The sequence below is a fragment of the Muriicola sp. Z0-33 genome, assembly GCF_026126425.1.
GTDB lineage: Bacteria > Bacteroidota > Bacteroidia > Flavobacteriales > Flavobacteriaceae > JAFMPW01.
Genome location: NZ_JAFMPW010000002.1, coordinates 596,489 through 613,989 on the forward strand (window position 1 = coordinate 596,489; position 17,501 = coordinate 613,989).

Annotated in this window: 15 protein-coding genes; 7 read left to right on the forward strand and 8 right to left on the reverse strand. The window is 38.2% G+C overall.

What is annotated here, in order from left to right; genetic code table 11:
- Positions 1 to 19: 19 nt before the first annotated feature.
- From J1G40_RS05425 to J1G40_RS05440, 4 genes are all read right to left on the reverse strand, one after another.
- Positions 20 to 1,390, reverse strand: a complete 1,371-nt coding sequence (locus tag J1G40_RS05425) for an O-antigen ligase family protein (protein ID WP_265241578.1) — start codon at positions 1,388 to 1,390, stop codon at positions 20 to 22.
- A 72-nt stretch (positions 1,391 to 1,462) separates the two neighbouring features.
- Complete coding sequence (locus tag J1G40_RS05430; RefSeq protein WP_265241579.1) at positions 1,463 to 3,871, reverse strand: GumC family protein; 2,409 nt, start codon at positions 3,869 to 3,871, stop codon at positions 1,463 to 1,465.
- 33 nt (positions 3,872 to 3,904) lie between these two features.
- Positions 3,905 to 4,735, reverse strand: a complete 831-nt coding sequence (locus tag J1G40_RS05435) for a polysaccharide biosynthesis/export family protein (protein ID WP_265241580.1) — start codon at positions 4,733 to 4,735, stop codon at positions 3,905 to 3,907.
- A gap of 73 nt (positions 4,736 to 4,808) precedes the next feature.
- A complete protein-coding gene (locus tag J1G40_RS05440; RefSeq protein WP_265241581.1) occupies positions 4,809 to 6,200 on the reverse strand; it encodes an exopolysaccharide biosynthesis polyprenyl glycosylphosphotransferase in 1,392 nt (463 codons plus the stop codon).
- A gap of 691 nt (positions 6,201 to 6,891) precedes the next feature.
- Between J1G40_RS05440 and J1G40_RS05445 the strand changes: the two genes are divergently transcribed.
- On the forward strand, positions 6,892 to 7,080 hold the full coding sequence (locus J1G40_RS05445) for a hypothetical protein (protein ID WP_265241582.1): 189 nt from the start codon (positions 6,892 to 6,894) through the stop codon (positions 7,078 to 7,080).
- Positions 7,081 to 7,159: 79 nt separating this feature from the next.
- Here J1G40_RS05445 and J1G40_RS05450 read toward each other — a convergent pair whose 3' ends face one another.
- From J1G40_RS05450 to J1G40_RS05460, 3 genes are read right to left on the reverse strand one after another with little or no spacing between them, the layout of a single operon-like run.
- Positions 7,160 to 8,779, reverse strand: a complete 1,620-nt coding sequence (locus J1G40_RS05450) for a carboxylesterase/lipase family protein (protein WP_265241583.1) — start codon at positions 8,777 to 8,779, stop codon at positions 7,160 to 7,162.
- A gap of 26 nt (positions 8,780 to 8,805) precedes the next feature.
- A complete protein-coding gene (locus tag J1G40_RS05455) occupies positions 8,806 to 9,681 on the reverse strand; it encodes a sugar phosphate isomerase/epimerase family protein (RefSeq protein WP_265241584.1) in 876 nt (291 codons plus the stop codon).
- Positions 9,682 to 9,693: 12 nt separating this feature from the next.
- Positions 9,694 to 10,440, reverse strand: coding sequence for an NUDIX hydrolase (locus tag J1G40_RS05460; RefSeq protein WP_265241585.1), 747 nt, complete (start codon positions 10,438 to 10,440; stop codon positions 9,694 to 9,696).
- A 164-nt stretch (positions 10,441 to 10,604) separates the two neighbouring features.
- Here J1G40_RS05460 and J1G40_RS05465 point away from each other — a divergent pair, with 164 nt between their 5' ends.
- The gene (locus tag J1G40_RS05465; protein ID WP_265241586.1) at positions 10,605 to 12,284 is read left to right on the forward strand and encodes a sulfatase; all 1,680 of its coding nucleotides are present in this window, start codon (positions 10,605 to 10,607) and stop codon (positions 12,282 to 12,284) included.
- A gap of 83 nt (positions 12,285 to 12,367) precedes the next feature.
- Complete coding sequence (locus J1G40_RS05470; protein ID WP_265241587.1) at positions 12,368 to 13,594, forward strand: glycoside hydrolase family 117 protein; 1,227 nt, start codon at positions 12,368 to 12,370, stop codon at positions 13,592 to 13,594.
- Between the two features lie 22 nt (positions 13,595 to 13,616).
- Here J1G40_RS05470 and J1G40_RS05475 read toward each other — a convergent pair whose 3' ends face one another.
- Complete coding sequence (locus J1G40_RS05475; protein ID WP_265241588.1) at positions 13,617 to 15,074, reverse strand: tagaturonate reductase; 1,458 nt, start codon at positions 15,072 to 15,074, stop codon at positions 13,617 to 13,619.
- Between the two features lie 226 nt (positions 15,075 to 15,300).
- On the opposite strand from J1G40_RS05475, the gene J1G40_RS05480 reads away from it, so the two are divergent.
- The 4 genes from J1G40_RS05480 to J1G40_RS05495 all read left to right on the forward strand — a co-directional run bounded on the left by J1G40_RS05480 (position 15,301) and on the right by J1G40_RS05495 (position 17,495).
- Entirely contained in the window at positions 15,301 to 15,891 is a 591-nt protein-coding gene (locus tag J1G40_RS05480; protein ID WP_265241589.1) for a DUF4202 domain-containing protein, read from the forward strand.
- A 35-nt stretch (positions 15,892 to 15,926) separates the two neighbouring features.
- Positions 15,927 to 16,514 (forward strand): bifunctional precorrin-2 dehydrogenase/sirohydrochlorin ferrochelatase, encoded by a 588-nt coding sequence (locus J1G40_RS05485; protein WP_265241590.1) that lies wholly within the window; start codon positions 15,927 to 15,929, stop codon positions 16,512 to 16,514.
- Complete coding sequence (locus J1G40_RS05490; RefSeq protein ID WP_265241591.1) at positions 16,511 to 16,876, forward strand: DUF7009 family protein; 366 nt, start codon at positions 16,511 to 16,513, stop codon at positions 16,874 to 16,876. Before J1G40_RS05485 ends, J1G40_RS05490 begins: the two co-directional genes overlap by 4 nt.
- A 208-nt stretch (positions 16,877 to 17,084) precedes the next feature.
- The gene (locus tag J1G40_RS05495) at positions 17,085 to 17,495 is read left to right on the forward strand and encodes a hypothetical protein (protein ID WP_265241592.1); all 411 of its coding nucleotides are present in this window, start codon (positions 17,085 to 17,087) and stop codon (positions 17,493 to 17,495) included.
- Positions 17,496 to 17,501: the final 6 nt, after the last annotated feature.

A 17,501-nucleotide genomic window follows, 5' to 3' on the forward strand; every position in this document is an offset into this window, starting at 1 on the left:
AAGAAGTGTTTTAGCAAAATTAGCTATTCATTTTAACAGTTTTATCCTGTCGCCGTATCTTATTTATTCCCATGCCAATACCGATATGGATAGCATAGAGTACGGCAATGTATTTCAGAAATAAAAATGTATTGGTCAGATTGCCTATCAAATAAATGACACTAACCATGAGGGGTATTGTAAAATAGTTATTCTCTTTAAATAATCTGGCATAGTAGATTACAGAGAGAGATACAAAAAACATAAAGCTTATAAAAGCTGGAACTCCATATAAGAATAGTGCTGAGAAATAGCCACTATGCAAATCTCCAGACTCTGCTGTTGCTCTTTTTCTGTTCCCGGTAATACGAAGCATATTATTATAGTATACATCATTAGTCAGATCTCCATACCCAAATAATGGTTTTTCACCAATATTATCAAGCACCAATGCATAATATCCTTTTCTGCCGTCCACACTATCACTAATTCGTTCTTTAAAAAGTGAACTACTCTTGACATCCTGATAATAAAAAATAGAAAGTGATAAAAGGATGGCAAGCCCTGATAAACCAATCAGTACCATTTTCTCAATTGCCAATCTCTCTATATAGATAAAATAGACAATTAGAATTATAGCCAAGATAATCCAACTCATTCTTTGAAAAGATGTCAAAACACCAATTGAAAACAAACAGACCAAAGCTATTTTCAGATACTTATTTTGTAGGGTGGTTAAAACCCATGTAATGGCAATAATAAGGTAATACGAGTTAAAATATTCCGTAGTGAAAATTCCATTTGATCTAATATAACTGCCAAAAGCCCCTCTGTCATCTCCGATTCTTAAAAAATAAGGATCAACAAATAATTGTACAAGACTCACTATACTAGATAAAACCGCTCCAATTATAATTGCTTTACCAATAAGATCGTATGACGGTTTGTCTGCCATTAATTGAAGTCCATAAATTATAGCCAGAAAGGCAATGGCTTCAATAATTTTTTCAAGTACTTCAGCCATAATCATATCCGGACTATTTACCAGAACAGCAATTACCAGCCAAATTATATAGAAAAATAGAGCAACCTGAAACCATGGAATATTATAACCTTTAATTTTTATAGGCGTTCTAGACAAGATGGTTTTCCTGATTACTAAGAAAAATAATAACAAATAAACTATTCTAAGTGGTTGAATTTCTAATAGACTAAAACCTGGAATCTTAATGGTAAGCAACTTATTTATGTTTCCGGTTATTAAATAAAAAAATATGAAAAATATTTCTAGTTTATATTTAGACTCACTTTTAAATACCAGGTAGGAAGTCAGGATTCCTGCGAATATGAAATATGCAAGGAAGTACTCTACATCTGTACTCCAATTAAAATAAGCTTCAAAATTATTCATATTATCAGGATTTCACCTTATCTGAATTGTGGGTGATATCGGATCAAAGTTTAAATTGTACAAATACGGGAGTTAGACAGAAAGTGTCTTATTGACCAATTTAGGTTCCCTATTAACCCCATATTTTTGCCCATATCCATACTTATGATATTTCTCCAGAGTATCATTAAAAACAATACAGCTCTTTTTCCTTTTCCCTTTAGGAATAAGTTTTTCGAGGTCTTCTAGAAATCCTATTTTAGCAACCTTTCTTCTAATCACAAAGAGATTAATATCTATCTCTTCACTAAACAGTTTGAAGTCAGAAACAAGGCCAACAGCCGGAGTGTCGAGAATTATATAATCGTAGTCTACCCTTAGTTGATCGATCAACATTTTCATTTTTTCCCCTGAGAGTAATTCATGAATATTACTTTCAGCAACAGAAGTAGGAATAAACTTCAGATTACTCAATTTCTCATGGGGATATATAATTTCTTCCATTTTAGCTATATCGCCAGCCAAATAATTTGATAATCCCTTGCCTTCAATTTTCTTAATACCATCCACAAGACTGGGGTTTCTGAGGTCCGTATCTATCAAAATAGTTTTATACCCTGCCTCTGCCAAACTTATTCCCAGGTTAATAGCGCAGAAAGTTTTACCCTCTTCGGGCATGATGGAGGTAATCCCCAATACACTACTGCCCTCTTTGGGACGAATAAACCTAAGATTAGCTGTTAAGTCCCTGAAAGACTCCTTGATATTCCACAAAGAGATATCAGCCTTAGATTTTTTAGAATTGGTATCATGAAAGGTGACGCTGGCAATTACGGGTAAATCGGAATTTGCCATGATTTGACCCACATTGTGTATTATATCGTTTGGTGAAAACCATAACATCCATGCCAGAGGAAACAAAAATCCTAGTATGAAGGCCAGTATTAAAATCAGCATTTTTTGAGGAGCTACCGGTTTATCTCCCACCATCCTGGCTTCATCCAAAACACGGGTGTCCGAGATGCTCTCCGCCCTGGCAATTCCGGTTTTAGCCAATTCCTGACTTAAATAATTAAAGAGGTTTTCGTATAAATTACTTTGGCGTTGAATATTCAGTAATTGTTTTTCCCTGGTCGGTAAAGAGCTAATTACACCATTATATCTCCCTATTTGCTGATTTAGTCCTTCCAGAGCAAATTCTGAGGATCTATTGGTACTTTTTAAATCATTTAATAATGCCTCTGTTGTTTCATTTATTTGAGCATTCAGCATGCTCATCTCCTGATTATTCTCAGTGACAAAGAACTTTTTTCTGGATCTTTCGGCATATAACCTTTTTAGTTCAGTTATATTCTCATTTGCCTGTGAGTCATCTATACCTGTTGAAGTAGGGATGGCAAAATCATCACTGTTTTTATTATTTTCCACATAATCTATCAGCGATTTATTGTATTCTATATCCATTGCTATTTTAGCCCTTTCCATCTGTAGATTTTGACTCTGATCTAACGCATTAATAGCAGTCGCTCCTAAATTAACAGCTCTTTTGTTCTTTTTAAAAGATTCTAATTCCGATTCTGCCTTTAACAGCGTGTCGGCTACCAAAGCCAATTGGTTTCTTATAAATGTTTCCTTGCTGGAAGCAATTCTATTTCTGGAAACCAGTTTATTCTGGACATAATTATCCGTTAGTTTCTTAAGAAATGCAACTTCCTTTTCTACAACAGCTCCTGTAGTCACTAACTTAAAAATACTCGCCTGGATATCAATATTATTTACTTCCAGGTTAGAGAGATAATCATTGGTCAAATCATCTGTATGGTGGACAACAAATTGAAGACTTTTATTCTCAAAATCGTCCTTAAAAACTTCATAATCTGGCTTTTGAATGGTGAAATTAAAATATCTATGCGCTACTCTTTCCCCAAAGGAATAAATCTTTGAAAACTTTAATTTTTTATCCACAATACTTGTTGAACCGTTTACCGGATTCGAAACTTTATAGCCCGAAGTGCTAATTGTCAAACGATATTTGTCATTTGCCAATAAGGTAATTTCGAAAGGAGTGTTGTAGAGTTGTACTTCCTCATCGATCAAATCCACTTCAAATGGGAAATAACCATAATACTCCTTAGATTTAAGAATGTTTTTAGCATGATAAGAGACTTCAAAATCAAGATCTTCAACCGTTTGGCTGACCAAACTGAAGGACTGTATAATTCCTATTTCGTTATAGAGATTTTTCTCCATCTCGATAAGGCCAACTCCACCATCAACATACTGACTTTCACCTAAAAGTCTACTATTCCCAGACGGATCTATAAGGATTGAAGTAGCCACTTCATAAGTAGGGGTGGCAAGCTTAATATAAGCAAAGGCAATAGCCAAACACAATGCAATACCGCCAAGGAATATCCATTTGTGACGGTACAATTTTTGGAGGAACAACTTTAAATTCACCTCCTGATTCATATTAAGATGAGTATCTTTTCTTTTTTTCATTGTGTCAACGTATAAAGTAGTTCTTTAATTCAATTAGTTATTGGAAACAAAATTCAAGACCAAAATCGTCGTTGAGACTGCAGATAAAAGTACAGAAAACAGCCCTAAATTATTATTGAGTAAATTTTGTTTGGAAGGTTCTACATAGAGTACATCGTTAGGGTGTAAGAAATAGTAAGGGGACTGAATAATAGAAGGGTCCGTAAGATCTAAATCTACCACAATAGATTCATCTCCCTGTTGGCGTATCAATTTCAGACCTTTCCGTTTTGCGGTTAAATTTAAGTCTCCTGCTGCGCTAAGTGCCTCAAAAATAGTCGACTGTGTATTAAATACATAATTAGTCCCCGGATTCTTAACATCACCTAATACGGAAATCTTAAAACTGGTAAGTTTTACAAGTACCATAGCATTTAGGAGGTATTTATCTATCTCCGATTGAACCAGATCTCGTATTTCCTCTACCGTTTTACCAGCCACCTGAAGCTCGCCTACCACTGCCATTTTTATAGTTCCTTCCTGGGTAACCGGATATCCACTCAAAAACAAATTCGCCGGATTTGCCTGATTATTTCTATTGGTATTCAGCGTTGACAGGTTAAAAAATGTAGCTTGTTCCGGATCGCGGCTTTGGATTTTAATATTCAACACATCATTGGGCTGAACAGCATATACTGTAGGATATACAGGAATACTAAGTTTACGTTTATCACTTTGTAAATAATTTACATTCCTGGACGTGTAACAGGAAGATAACATTAAGAGCACCAATAATGGGAATCCCCGTCTACCTATCCTAAAAAACCAAGTTGCACAACTTACATACTTCTTAATTCCAGTTTTATTGCTTAAAGTTTTTTTCATTTAGCGGCCAATTTAATTGATCTATTATTTAATGTATATTTTAAAAGAGATTCGTTTTAACAGGCAATTATCCTTAAAATGCCTTTTGGTGGTGCCTGCCGAAAAGGGTAAGGAAGATAATTTTAATATCCAGCCAAAAACTCCAATTTTCAATATACCACAAATCGTGTTTTATGCGTTCTTTTTTTTGTTCATCAGTTACTGTAGGACCGCGCCATCCATTCACCTGGGCCCAGCCTGTAATTCCGGGTTTCACATAACTCCTCACCATATAGTCGCTGACGCTCTTTCTAAAATCTTTTTGCAGGTTTACTCTATGTGGTCTGGGGCCAATGACACTCATCTCTCCTTTTAACACATTAAAGAATTGCGGCAATTCATCTAAATCGCTCTTGCGCAGCAGCCTTCCTACCCTTGTAATTCTCGGATCATTAATCTCCGTAGATTTTGTTCCGTCTAACGGATTGTCACACACAGACATGGTTCTGAACTTGTAACACCTGAAGGTCTTGCCAGCTTCGCCTTTTCTATAAGGGGCATAGATTATTGGTCCCCTGGAATCCAAAAATATTAAAATACCTATAAAAAGGTATATCGGGGAACACAGCAAAATAATCGTTAGTGCAAACCAAAAATCGAACAATCTTTTTATTATAGTAGCATTAAAACTGTCTAAAGGCGATTTTCTCAACTTAAAAGCTGCCACATCACCAAAGGTAATCGCCTTATAATTATGTGTAAATTCCTTTGGATGCTCCGGTATTAATTTAACACGGACGCCAAAATTATCTGCCAGTGTAATTGTGTCCCTTATTTTTGAACGTTCCAAATTTGCGGTTGCGATAAATATTTCTTCAACCGTATTTTTATTAAGGACTTGTGACAGATCCTCAATATGGCCTAAGACTTTTAATTTTTTATTATTCCCGGTAATCTCATCCCCGTCTTCAAGGCAACCCACTACATTATATCCATACTGGGCCATATCCTTTACAAAACCATTGAGTTTATTAACCTCCTGGGCCGATATAATAAGCAATGTGTTCGTGATTAATTTCGACCCCTTTTTCTTTAAAAAATTGAGTAAAAACTTATGTGATAAAAAGTCCAGAAAGGAAAAAATAAAGATTGGAATAATAAAATTAGAGCGCGCAAAATTCCGGAATTGAAAAAGTATTACGAAAGAAATGACCAATCCCACAAAGAAAAATAAGGAAGTAAGTATACTTCTTAGGGAACTGTATTCCGGGTTAAAATAAAACTCCTTGTCTCTTATATATAGTATAATAAAGAGCCAACATAAATTATAAATAACAATTAAAGGTATCAGTGTCTTGAGAAATACTGGATCGCTAAAAGAAAATTCATCAAGCCTGAAATACAGAAATAATATCAACACCAAATTTAGTAGAACAAATTCGATGGTAAGCAGTAGTTTTAGTATGAACCTATTTTTTGAATTCATTAATTATAGTCGGTCATTATTTTACAAAAACAAATCTTATGTGGAAATTAAGTATCCACCATACAGCCATAGTACAGCAAAGTCAGTGTAAAAAACAAAGTAACACCTGGGGAGGTATAATTAAGTGTCAGAGGTATCTCTGACGGAGGGAACAATTTGTATTCTCAAAATTAATTCAATTCAAATGCTAATAAGACAAAATCTTTAAAATATTAATAGAAACCTTCTCTTTCCCCGAATATCCTCACGACAAATATTTAATATAAGACTTAAAATTTCTCAGGAACACATCGAAAATAGATGTAACTCCTTAAAGCGTGCAAAAAATTAGATTAAAGGTTAAAATATCGTTTATAATACACGGTTTTTGGGCCGGAGAAAAACTTCAATAATTCCCGTGTGGGAATACGACAAGTAATTCAGCAAAATGACGCGAACAATTGTGATATAAAAGCAAGAATTAATCCCAGTCCTTGAAAGTATTTTCTTTAATACTCAAAACTATTAAATGATGAATAGCCAGGAAGTTATTCATTGGCCAAATAGCCTTTCTATAAGGGCTTAACGGCCATTAAAGAGGAGACCAATATTGCCCTGAAGCAAAGCAAACCAGGTTTCTATTTTTCTTAAAAATTTGTTAATTAATTTTCAATTCGCTATCTTTATTACTGTAAACCAACCAATTGACATTATGAAAGCAAATGATAATAAAATCGACAAAAAAACTATTATAGATTTTACCTTGCTTTTACTTCTAATAGTAGCTGCTATTCTTTATGTTGAATATTCAACAGATTTACAGCATTTGATCAGCGATCTGAAATATAATTCAATGGCTGGGCTCAATGAAGGTATCGCCGTCCTTACTTCCAATAAGTAGCAACACATCTTTATAAATTATGGGATGGGTAAGTAGCTTACTTGCTGTCTTCAATTCACAATTTATACCTTCCCCTCTATTAATTTCCGCTAACCAATTTAAACAACTCCTTGTCTAGTTGTGGCTTTACCATACTTGTATTATCAAAATGCATGGTAGCCGTATTATCGCTATTATAAGCCGGCCATTCTGGCAAGCCCACATGATTAGGATTTCCTGTTTTAGCAAAATTTATCCATGCCTGGCTCATCTTGTCTGCCAGTTCATGAGCCTGCTTTCCACCGCCCGTCATATGATTGGCAAGATCTATATTATCAAAAACGAAAGGCAATTCCATACAATGCAAGGCCTTGTATCTGCCATCAAAAACAGGAGATTGCCAGGTAAACAAATACATATAAACCTCGGCCCCTCCTTCTAAGGAAGATTTTTGATTTGCCTGAACCACTGCACCAGGCCGGAACATCAGGTCTACATCTATCAGGTCTTTTGCCGCCGTATCATCAGGATACGCTTTCTTTACAGCCGCAATATAGGCATCGGCCTTATCTTTATACTGTTCTTTTATATGTGCCATAATGGTTTCGTCAGAGGCACCGACAAAACGCAGATTGGGAAAAGGAGCAAATTCGTTCTTTACAGTGCCAATAAGCAGCGGTACATCTTTTGAAAGTTCAAGGGCTTCATCTGAAGCCATCTGATAGGGTAAATCTTCCCCATCAACACTTGGGCCCCAACCCAGACCAAAGCCCATAACAGGTTTTCCTGCGGCTTTCATTTTAGTCTCTATATTTTTAAGCGCTTTTGTACCGGCATCGGCCAGGGCACTAAAAGGAATATTTTGCAGGCTATCTACCTGGGTGGCATCCAGGCCTAAAATGGCCAGGGTTTCCGCCGCAATCGCAGCAGTATCCTCTTTCTCCAGAATACCTCCCCTAAAAGATCCACTTTGGTTAATGGCTTTATGAAACAGCCCGTTTGCCCTGGGCATCGCCATAAGGGTATTTACTTTGGCCCCTCCTCCAGACTGGCCATATATGGTTACATTTCCGGGGTCGCCACCAAAATTAGTTATGTTGTCTTGCACCCACTGCAACGCCAGGACCATATCTAAAATACTGTTATTGGCAGAATGTTTGTACTTGTCTCCATAGGCTGCCAAATCCAGGAACCCAAGAACATTAAGTCTGTGGTTGATAGAGACCACTACAACATCGCCTTTTTTACTTAGGTTTTCGCCGTCATAAGAAGGCAACTCATGGCTTGAACCTGCGGTAAACCCTCCACCGTGGATCCAGAATAATACCGGTCTTTTTTTGCCATCACTAATCCCGGGGGTCCAAACATTTATACTCAAACAATCCTCATTAGTATAGCCCCAGTCATGGTCAAATACAAACTCGGGCTCATCCATCACTGTGGTTGTAGGTGTAAGCAATGGTGCTACAGGACCATAGGTGGTAGAACTCCGGATCCCTTCCCAGGAATCCGGTGGTACAGCAGCCTCAAATCGCTTAGCCTGACCATAGGGTATGCCTTTATAGGTGTAGATATTATTGTGAATATACCCCCTCACTTTCCCATTCGCCGTGCTGGTAACGGCAATGTCTGCCCCGGTGATTATTTCGTCTTGTGCCTGAACATTAGCCGCTATTGATACAAATGTTATTATCGCTATGAACTTGAAATATTCTTTCATCTTTCTATTATTGAGGTCTGTAATTATTAGTTAAATCCTATTTTCTTAATGCCTTTATGACTTACCTTGATGGCCTCCAGAGGCTCCATAGTAAAGGTCCTGTCTTGCTCTACCATATAATACTTCATACCCGAAAGCTCTTTCTGTGCTAAAATTCGGCCGAAATCAATGGTCCCATTCCCTACCGGGGCAAATTTGCCTTCACTGTCCATGTCCTTGACATGCCACATTTTAAAACGGCCAGGGTACTTCTCAAAATAGGCCAAAGGATCGGCCCCGGCCTTAGTCACCCAAAAGAGGTCCATCTGAAAATTCACAATTTCGGGATCTGTATTTTCCAATAAATAGTCTATGGTTACTACACCATCTTTATCTTTTACAAACTCAAAATCATGATTGTGGTAGAGCAGTTGAAGTCCGGCCTTCTTAGCTTTTTTACCTAATGTTGTAAGTATCTCAGCTAAATTTTCAGCTCCACCGGTCATTCCCATCGTCCTGTTCTCCGCATTAAATTTAAAAAGCCCCATGGGCGGTACCGGGATCACAAAATACTTGAAACCGGCAGCTTTGACGTTTGCCATCATTGCATCCGCATTTTCTAGTGTTACACTTCCCTGATGTGTACTTATAGGCGTTAATCCTATACCTTCTACATAGGCTTTAAATGCTTCGGGGGCCATATTATAAAACTTACCATCCTTATAGCCGGCAGCTTCCAGATTTTTATATCCGGCATCTGCAACCGCCTTCAGGGTGGTTTTGGCATCCTGCCCCATCGCATCGCGCACAGTATACAGCGCAAGGCCGCCAAATTTTTCCTGAGCATTGAGGGTATAAACACTAATAAGTATCATAGCAAAGAATGCCCTGCTGATCATTTTTTTAATTGTTGATTTTTTCATCTTAACTGTCTATTAAAGTTGTTTAATGTTATCTGTATTACTTGATTTGAAGCTGTATAAATAGGGCGCCTTATGGGCTTTCCCCTGAAAAAGCTTTTCGTGCCTGTCTAAAATATTCATGCCCAAAAGGCGACGTTGAAAAGTGGTTCGGCGCAAATCCTCCCCGAGAATAACTTCGTAAACCCGTTGCAACTGTTTCATGGTAAACTTGGACGGCAGTAAATTCATACCCACCAATTTCTTTTCGAGATTATTCCGCAACACCTCTAAGGCGGTTGCTACAATCTGCCGATGATCCATCATCAAAGGTGGAAGCTCATCAATGGCATACCAGTTTATGCTATCGGAAAGCGCATCCGGTATAGGCACTACCTTTTCATAATTTATTAAAGCGTAATAGGCAATGGAAAGAAACCTGTCTAGCATCCATTCATGGTCTTTTATATCAAGTCCGTTCTTTTCCAGTATACGTCTCATGGCCCTGGCATCCGATCTTTTTAATCCCCCAAAAGTGTGGAATTGTTCCAGATAAATATGGTCTAAACCAGTACGTTCCTTTAAACCCCTTTTAACCGCGTCATCCAAACTTTCATTGCGCCGTACAAAACCACCGGGCAAGGCAAATAAGCCGGTATTGTGGTATTCCAGAATTAGGATTTTGAGCTGTTCCCCGTTAAAACCAAAAATAACAGAGTCATATGAGAGGTTCTCTATAAACTCCTCACGATTAAGACCTTTGGATATTTTTTTCGGACTCAATTTGTATTTTTTTTCAAATAAAGAACAAAACGATAAGAAATCAAAGTATTATTGTAACAAAATGAGACAATAGGATAAATTCTCCAAATTATCAAGGTAATTAGTAGACTATTTTGATTACCTTCATCACTTGAGTGTGATAAGTTAATTACAATTTCCGACCAATGAATTCATCCATAAAGTTATTATGCCTCGTTTTAATTGTTGTATTGGCAGCCTGCAGTGACCAAGACCAGGAAGTAGCCAAAAGGCCTAACATTATATTTATCATGTCTGACGATCATGCCTACCAGGCCATCTCGGCTTATGATGACAAACTCCTTCAGACTCCTAATATCGATAGGATTGCAAAAATGGGGATGCTCTTTACCAATGCCAGTGTAACCAATTCTATCTGTGCCCCTTCCCGGGCGACCATCCTGACCGGCAAACATTCTCATATCAATGGTAAGATTGATAACCATTTTCCGTTCGATACCACCAATATTACCTTCCCTCAAATACTAAAAAAATCTGGATATCAAACTGCCATGTTCGGGAAATTGCATTTCGGAAATAACCCCAAAGGGTTTGATCAGTTTAAAATATTGCCCGGACAAGGTGCTTATTACAATCCCGACTTTATAACCAAGGATGAAGGGAGAGTTAATTTCAAGGGGTATGTAACGGATATCATTACTGATATGACCCTGGACTGGCTAAAAAATGAACGCAAACCCGAAGATCCGTTTATGCTAATGTACCTGCACAAAGCACCGCACAGGTCATGGATTATGGCAGAGCGCCATATGGAAGAGTTCACCAACACCACCTTCCCTGAACCCGAGACCTTGTTTGATGATTATAGCAGCAGACCTGCAGCCAGGGAGGCAGAAATGAGCATCCTTAATCACCTGAGCTGGGCAGGGGATTCAAAAATTTCACCCGAAACAATGGATGAAATGAATTTACCAGAAATAGGCATCGATAAGCTCAGGTATAAATTTGGGATGGACCGCCTGGATAGTACCCAGCTTGCAAATTTCAACGCCTCTTATTCAAAAGTAAATGAGAAGCTCAAAGCAGCGTACCCTAACATGACCGAGGAAGACAAAATGAGATGGCGCTACCAGCGCTATATGCAAGATTACCTGGGTACCATTAAAGCGGTTGATGAAAACGTGGGCAGGCTGCTAGATTATCTGGAAGCCAATAATCTAATGGAAAATACCATAATTGTATATACCTCAGATCAGGGCTTCTACCTGGGCGAACACGGCTGGTTTGATAAGCGATTTGTTTATGATGAATCTTTTAAAACCCCTTTACTGGTTGCCTGGCCCGGAAAAATAGAAGCCGGCTCAACCTCAGACGAAATGGTGCAAAACCTGGATTTTGCACAAACCTTCCTGGATGTTGCCGGGGTAGAACAACCCGAAGACATGCAGGGCGAAAGCCTGGTTCCCATCCTTACCGGGCAAATGGAAAATTGGGAAAGGGAGGCTGTATATTATCATTACTATGAATATCCGGCAGAACACATGGTGAACCGGCATTATGCCATCGTCACCAAGGAGTTTAAACTAATTCATTATTATTTTGACCTGAACTATTGGGAACTGATAGACCGTCGTAAAGATCCCCGGGAACTCACCAATGTATATGACGACCCTGCCTATGCCGATGTAAAAGAAAAGTTGCATAAGGAACTGGAAGAAATTCGCAAGAAATATGGCGACAGTGATGAATTAAATCAACACTATATAGACATCTTCATGAAAGATGTGGAAGAGAACGGAATTTTTGGGGTAAATAAAGAAAAACTACAACAAATCATTGATAAGCGAAACAAGGCAATGCCCTAAAAGACAGCAATTTGGATAAATTTAAATTCTATTGCTCCTGGAGTTCAACCAAGGTGGGATTAATCTTAAAATAAACACTAAGAATGAAAAATGTCCTCAGCATTATATATTTGATTTCTCTTATTTTGATCGTATGCTGTAATCCATCCCCTGATACTTCAAAAGAAAGTAACAATAATTCTTATAAAGAAAGGGTTGAGGAGATCTCAGAGGAACAAATAGATCATCTTGGCATCACTAATAAAAAATATCTAAGCGCAGCTTCAAAAAGGGCTTTAAAATGGCCAGCCATAGGCAATGAATGGTTTATTGAATTTAGTAAACCTGAACCACTTAAGGGCGATTTGGCTTATGAAAGTGGGGTTGTTCGCAGGGACCCCAGCGCAATGATCATGGAAAATGGCAAGTACTATGTCTGGTATTCAAAAAGTTTGGGCCCTACACAGGGTTTTGGCGGAGACATCGACAATGATAAGGTTTTTCCCTGGGATCGATGTGATATTTGGTATGCCACTTCTGAAGACGGCATTAATTGGAAAGAAGAAGGGATCGCTGTTGCACGCGGTGAAGATGGTGAATATGACGACCGCTCTGTCTTCACGGTAGAGATCATGAAATTTGAGGATAAGTATTACCTGTGCTACCAGACGGTAAAGTCGCCTTATACCGTTCGCGTTAAAAACCAGGTGGGCCTTGCCTGGGCAGATTCGCCGGACGGCCCCTGGATAAAAAGCAAAGAACCAATATTAAGTCCGGCAGATAACGGTGTTTGGAAGGGGGAAGAACAAAACAGATTTCTTGTTGAAAAGAAGGGTGATTTCGACAGTCATAAGGTCCATGACCCCTGTATCCTTCCTTACCGGGGCAAATTCTATCTTTACTATAAAGGAGAACAAATGGGCGAACAGATCACCTTTGGCGGGCGTCAGATAAGACATGGGGTTGCTATTGCAGATCATCCTGAAGGTCCTTATGTGAAATCTCCATACAACCCTATTAGTAATAGCGGTCATGAAATATGTGTCTGGCCTTATAATGGGGGAATTGCATCCCTGATAACAACAGATGGGCCAGAAAAAAACACCATACAATGGGCTCCTGACGGTATTAATTTCGAAATTATGTCGTCTATAAAAGATGCCCCTCATGCCATTGGATTAAACAGGGCAGTGGATAATGAAATTGAACCAACATCCATTCTACGATTGGGACTGACACATGTTTATAACAATCCCGATGAACAGAGCATTATGCGATTTACCTCCAGGCGAAGAACGTCTCATACAGCAAAAGGGGAAGCTTCAGAATAGCGGAACCCTGGTTTAGAGATATTTAGTGTGAAGTAGAAAACTCCTTCCTGAATTTGGAAAAGCCTGGCGCTATCCCATCTTTTTCAATATGTGCTAAAGCAGAAGCAATTGCCTCCTTTAATTGTGGAGTTTCTGTAAGATCTTCCCCCCAATACTCCCTATTTTGTAACACCTTATCTATTATAACTTTATAAGATTCAGATTCCCAAATGACACTTAAATTATTTACGATGGCCTTATTATCGTTTACAGGCAACACTTCCCCTTCCCAACTCCCTTTATAAAAGCGAATGAGACATGCAAAAGCATATACCAAATGTATCGGGAGCCCTCTCCCCTCTTCTATGTATGTCAGAAGGCTTGGGAGTACCCTAACCTTAAATTTAGAAATGGAGTTCAGTGCAATGCTGGATAATTGATGAACAATAAAAGGGTTCTTAAAACGGTCGAAGACCGCTGCTGCAAAAACCAGAAGTTCTTCCTGTTCCATATCTAAAGTGGGTATTACTTCGTCAACCACCAGAGATCTGATAAATGCCCCTGTGAAGTTGTTATCCATGGTCTCTTTAACCGTTGTATTCCCATATAACAATGAAAAAGGAACCATTGCGGTATGTGCGCCATTAAGAATACGCACTTTCCTGGTTCGGAAAGGTTGCATATTATCCACAATTTTTACATCTAAATTGGCCTTGTGAAAAGGCAGCTTTTTCTTTAATTGATCATCACCCTCAATCACCCACAAAAAAAAAGATTCAGCACTCACAATGAGCTGGTCCTCATAATCTAACTGGCTGTTGTACTGTGCAATCTGGTCTTTCGGATAACCAGGTACAATCCTGTCTACCAAAGTATTATGAAAACTGCAGGCTGCTTTAATCCATTCTTTAAAGTCCTCGGGCAGCTTCCATAATTTAATGTAATCAATGATAATTTGCCTTAGGGTATCTGCATTATAGTTGATGAGTTCACAGGGGATAATGGTTAGTCCCTGCTCTCTGTCCCCATTAAAATGAGAATATCTTTTAAACAAAAAAGCCGTCAATTTCCCCGGAAATGAGGTTGGCGGTGTCATCTCTAAAGTATCGGTGGCTACAAATGCTATCCCGGCTTCCGTGGTATTAGATACCACAAATTCCAGGTCCTCCTCTCTGGCCAGGGCCATAAAATTGTTGTAATCAGTATAAGGGTTTATAGCGGCCACAACATTGGTAATGAGTTCCTTTTCTTCAACTTCCCTCCCATTTTTGATTCCTTTGGTAAACAAGGTATACAGCCCGTCTTGCTCGTTCAGTTTAGCCACCATCCCCGTCTCAATTGGCTGCACCACCGCTATGCCGGCATTAAAATCTACTTCCTGATTTAATTTTTGAAATGCCTGTTCTACAAAAGCCCTTAAAAAATTACCCTCTCCAAATTGAATTACTTTTATGGGTAATGTTGTTTTAAGTCCTGTATTTTCCCTATTTATTCTTTGCATAAAATTTTTTGAATTCAGCGTCGAAACTAAAATATGGACGCGACTGATGTGGTTTAGATAACTTAAGGTTTAAAGATACTAATCTCGACTCAAATTTAATTTGGAAAATGGGTCTTAACAGCACACTAATTAAATGGGTAATATATCTTTCGATCATTATTTAATCATTGATAAAATAACATTGCTGCATACCGCCCCTCTTTGTATCTTAGTCTAAAATATGAGCATGGTGATCTCGGATAAACTTGGGCAGGCGTTTCGGCTTTTTGATCTGGCAAACAGTGCAGATCCGAATTCCGAGGACTACCAGGGCGAAAGCTACCCAAAGGAAGTCCTTTATGCCATGCGGATGACAGAAAAACTGAAAGCATTTGCACCAAATGCTTCTGAATCCCTGCAATTGGCCGCCCGTTGCCAGCACATTTGCCGATGGGAAATCTCTAGAGATGCTTATGAAATGAACAGGACAGGCTACCTTAAATGGCGGCAAGCACTAAAAAAATTTCATGCCCAAAAGGCCAGCGAAATCCTAACGGAGGTGGGATATTCTGAGAACCTTATCAGGGAAGTCTGTATTTTGCTCGAAAAAAAGCAAATGAAGAAAAACCCGGATAGCCAGACCTTAGAAGATGTCATTTGCCTTGTTTTTTTGCAATACTACTTTGATCCGTTTGCTCAAAAACACGAGGAAAATAAAACCATAGACATCTTACAAAAAACCTGGCGAAAAATGTCTGAACAAGGGCAGGAAGCAGCCCTGTCCCTGCCTCTTTCACAAGAAGCAATACATCTCATTAAAAAAGCGGAATTAACCTGATGTGCCGGTTGATACTTTTCTAATAACTATTATACATGGAGCGGAACGAATTATACCCGGTATTTTTAAAAGTGGCCCAACTTAACACTCTAATTGTAGGAGGTGGAAATGTGGCATTGGAAAAACTTAGCTTTTTACTAAAGTCGAGCCCCAGTGCACAGGTAACAATGGTTGCCCCAATGTTCAGGGATGAAACCGCTGCACTTGCAGAGCAATTTAATATCCAAATGCATTTAGACCGTTATGACGCTAAGTACCTTAGTGATAAACATCTGGTAGTGGCCACTACGGATAATGTGGCAGTGAACCAGTTGGTATACGATGATTGCAGAAAGAGAAATATTTTGGTAAATGTAGCTGACAACCCACCCTTCTGTGATTTTTATATGGGAGGAATTGTCACCAAGGGTAATGTAAAAGTGGCCATATCCACTAATGGCAAATCGCCCACCACGGCAAAACGGCTGCGGCAATTTTTTGAAGATGTGATCCCGGAGAATATAGACGATTTAGTTAAAAATCTGAACGAATACAGAAAAACGATCAAAGGAGATTTTGAGGAAAAGGTGGAGACGCTGAACGAATTTACCAAGGGTTTGGTCAGTAAAAAGGAAAAGAAATGAAAATACGTATAAAAGGCAATGCTGTACGCTTAAGGCTGACAAAAACAGAGGTGGCTACACTGTGTAAGACGGGCCGAATTGAAGAAAAGACCCAATTCCCTAACGGGCTGTTTACCTATGCCTTACTGGTGGCTGAGGCTAACGATCCCCTGGCAGCGCGTATTATTCAGAACACCATGGAAATAATCCTCTCTAAGGAGCTGATCAAAGATTGGGAAACTAATGACAAGGTGGGCTTTGAACATAGCATAACGCTTGATAATAATGAAAAGCTATCGCTATTGGTGGAGAAAGATTTTGTCTGTATGGATGAGACTGTAGAGGACCAGACAGACAATTATCCGAATCCGAAAATGCAATAAGGCCGCTGATATCTTGGTGACTTTCTATAAATTTTTTAGCCCCATGTTAAACCCTATTCCTAAAATCAAAACTTATCAGATAGTTGTATCATAATTTGATCCGTAAATTAGTATATTTTGTTTAATTTATTTTGTTTAACATATTTATAGATATATTAAACATTATTAAAGAAATACTTTTTATATTTTTACAGCCAAAACTTTAAAAATGAAACCACTTTACCATATACTAATATTTATATTTTTTTTAGGAGGGTTGTCCAATTCAATTTATTCCCAAACCAGTCAAGACAATAAGAAACCCGTTGATATTTTTAAAAGTACTGAAAGGGATAGTTTGCAGATATGGTTTTATAACAGGGCTACCGTAATGGGTCTAAAAGGAGAAGAAAGGGATGAGTTTTATAATATTATATTGTACCATACTTTTAAAATGACCAGCCTTGAAAAGAAAGATAAAGGGTATACACCCATTCAAGTTCGCTCTAAATTTGAAGAACTTTTACAAAAGCAGCATTCTGAAATCAAAGCTATTTTAGATGAAAAACAGTATTCTTATTACTTAGACACCTATAATAAACTTTTAAAGGGCGTTTATGAAAGAAAAGCTTGGAAATAATTTAAA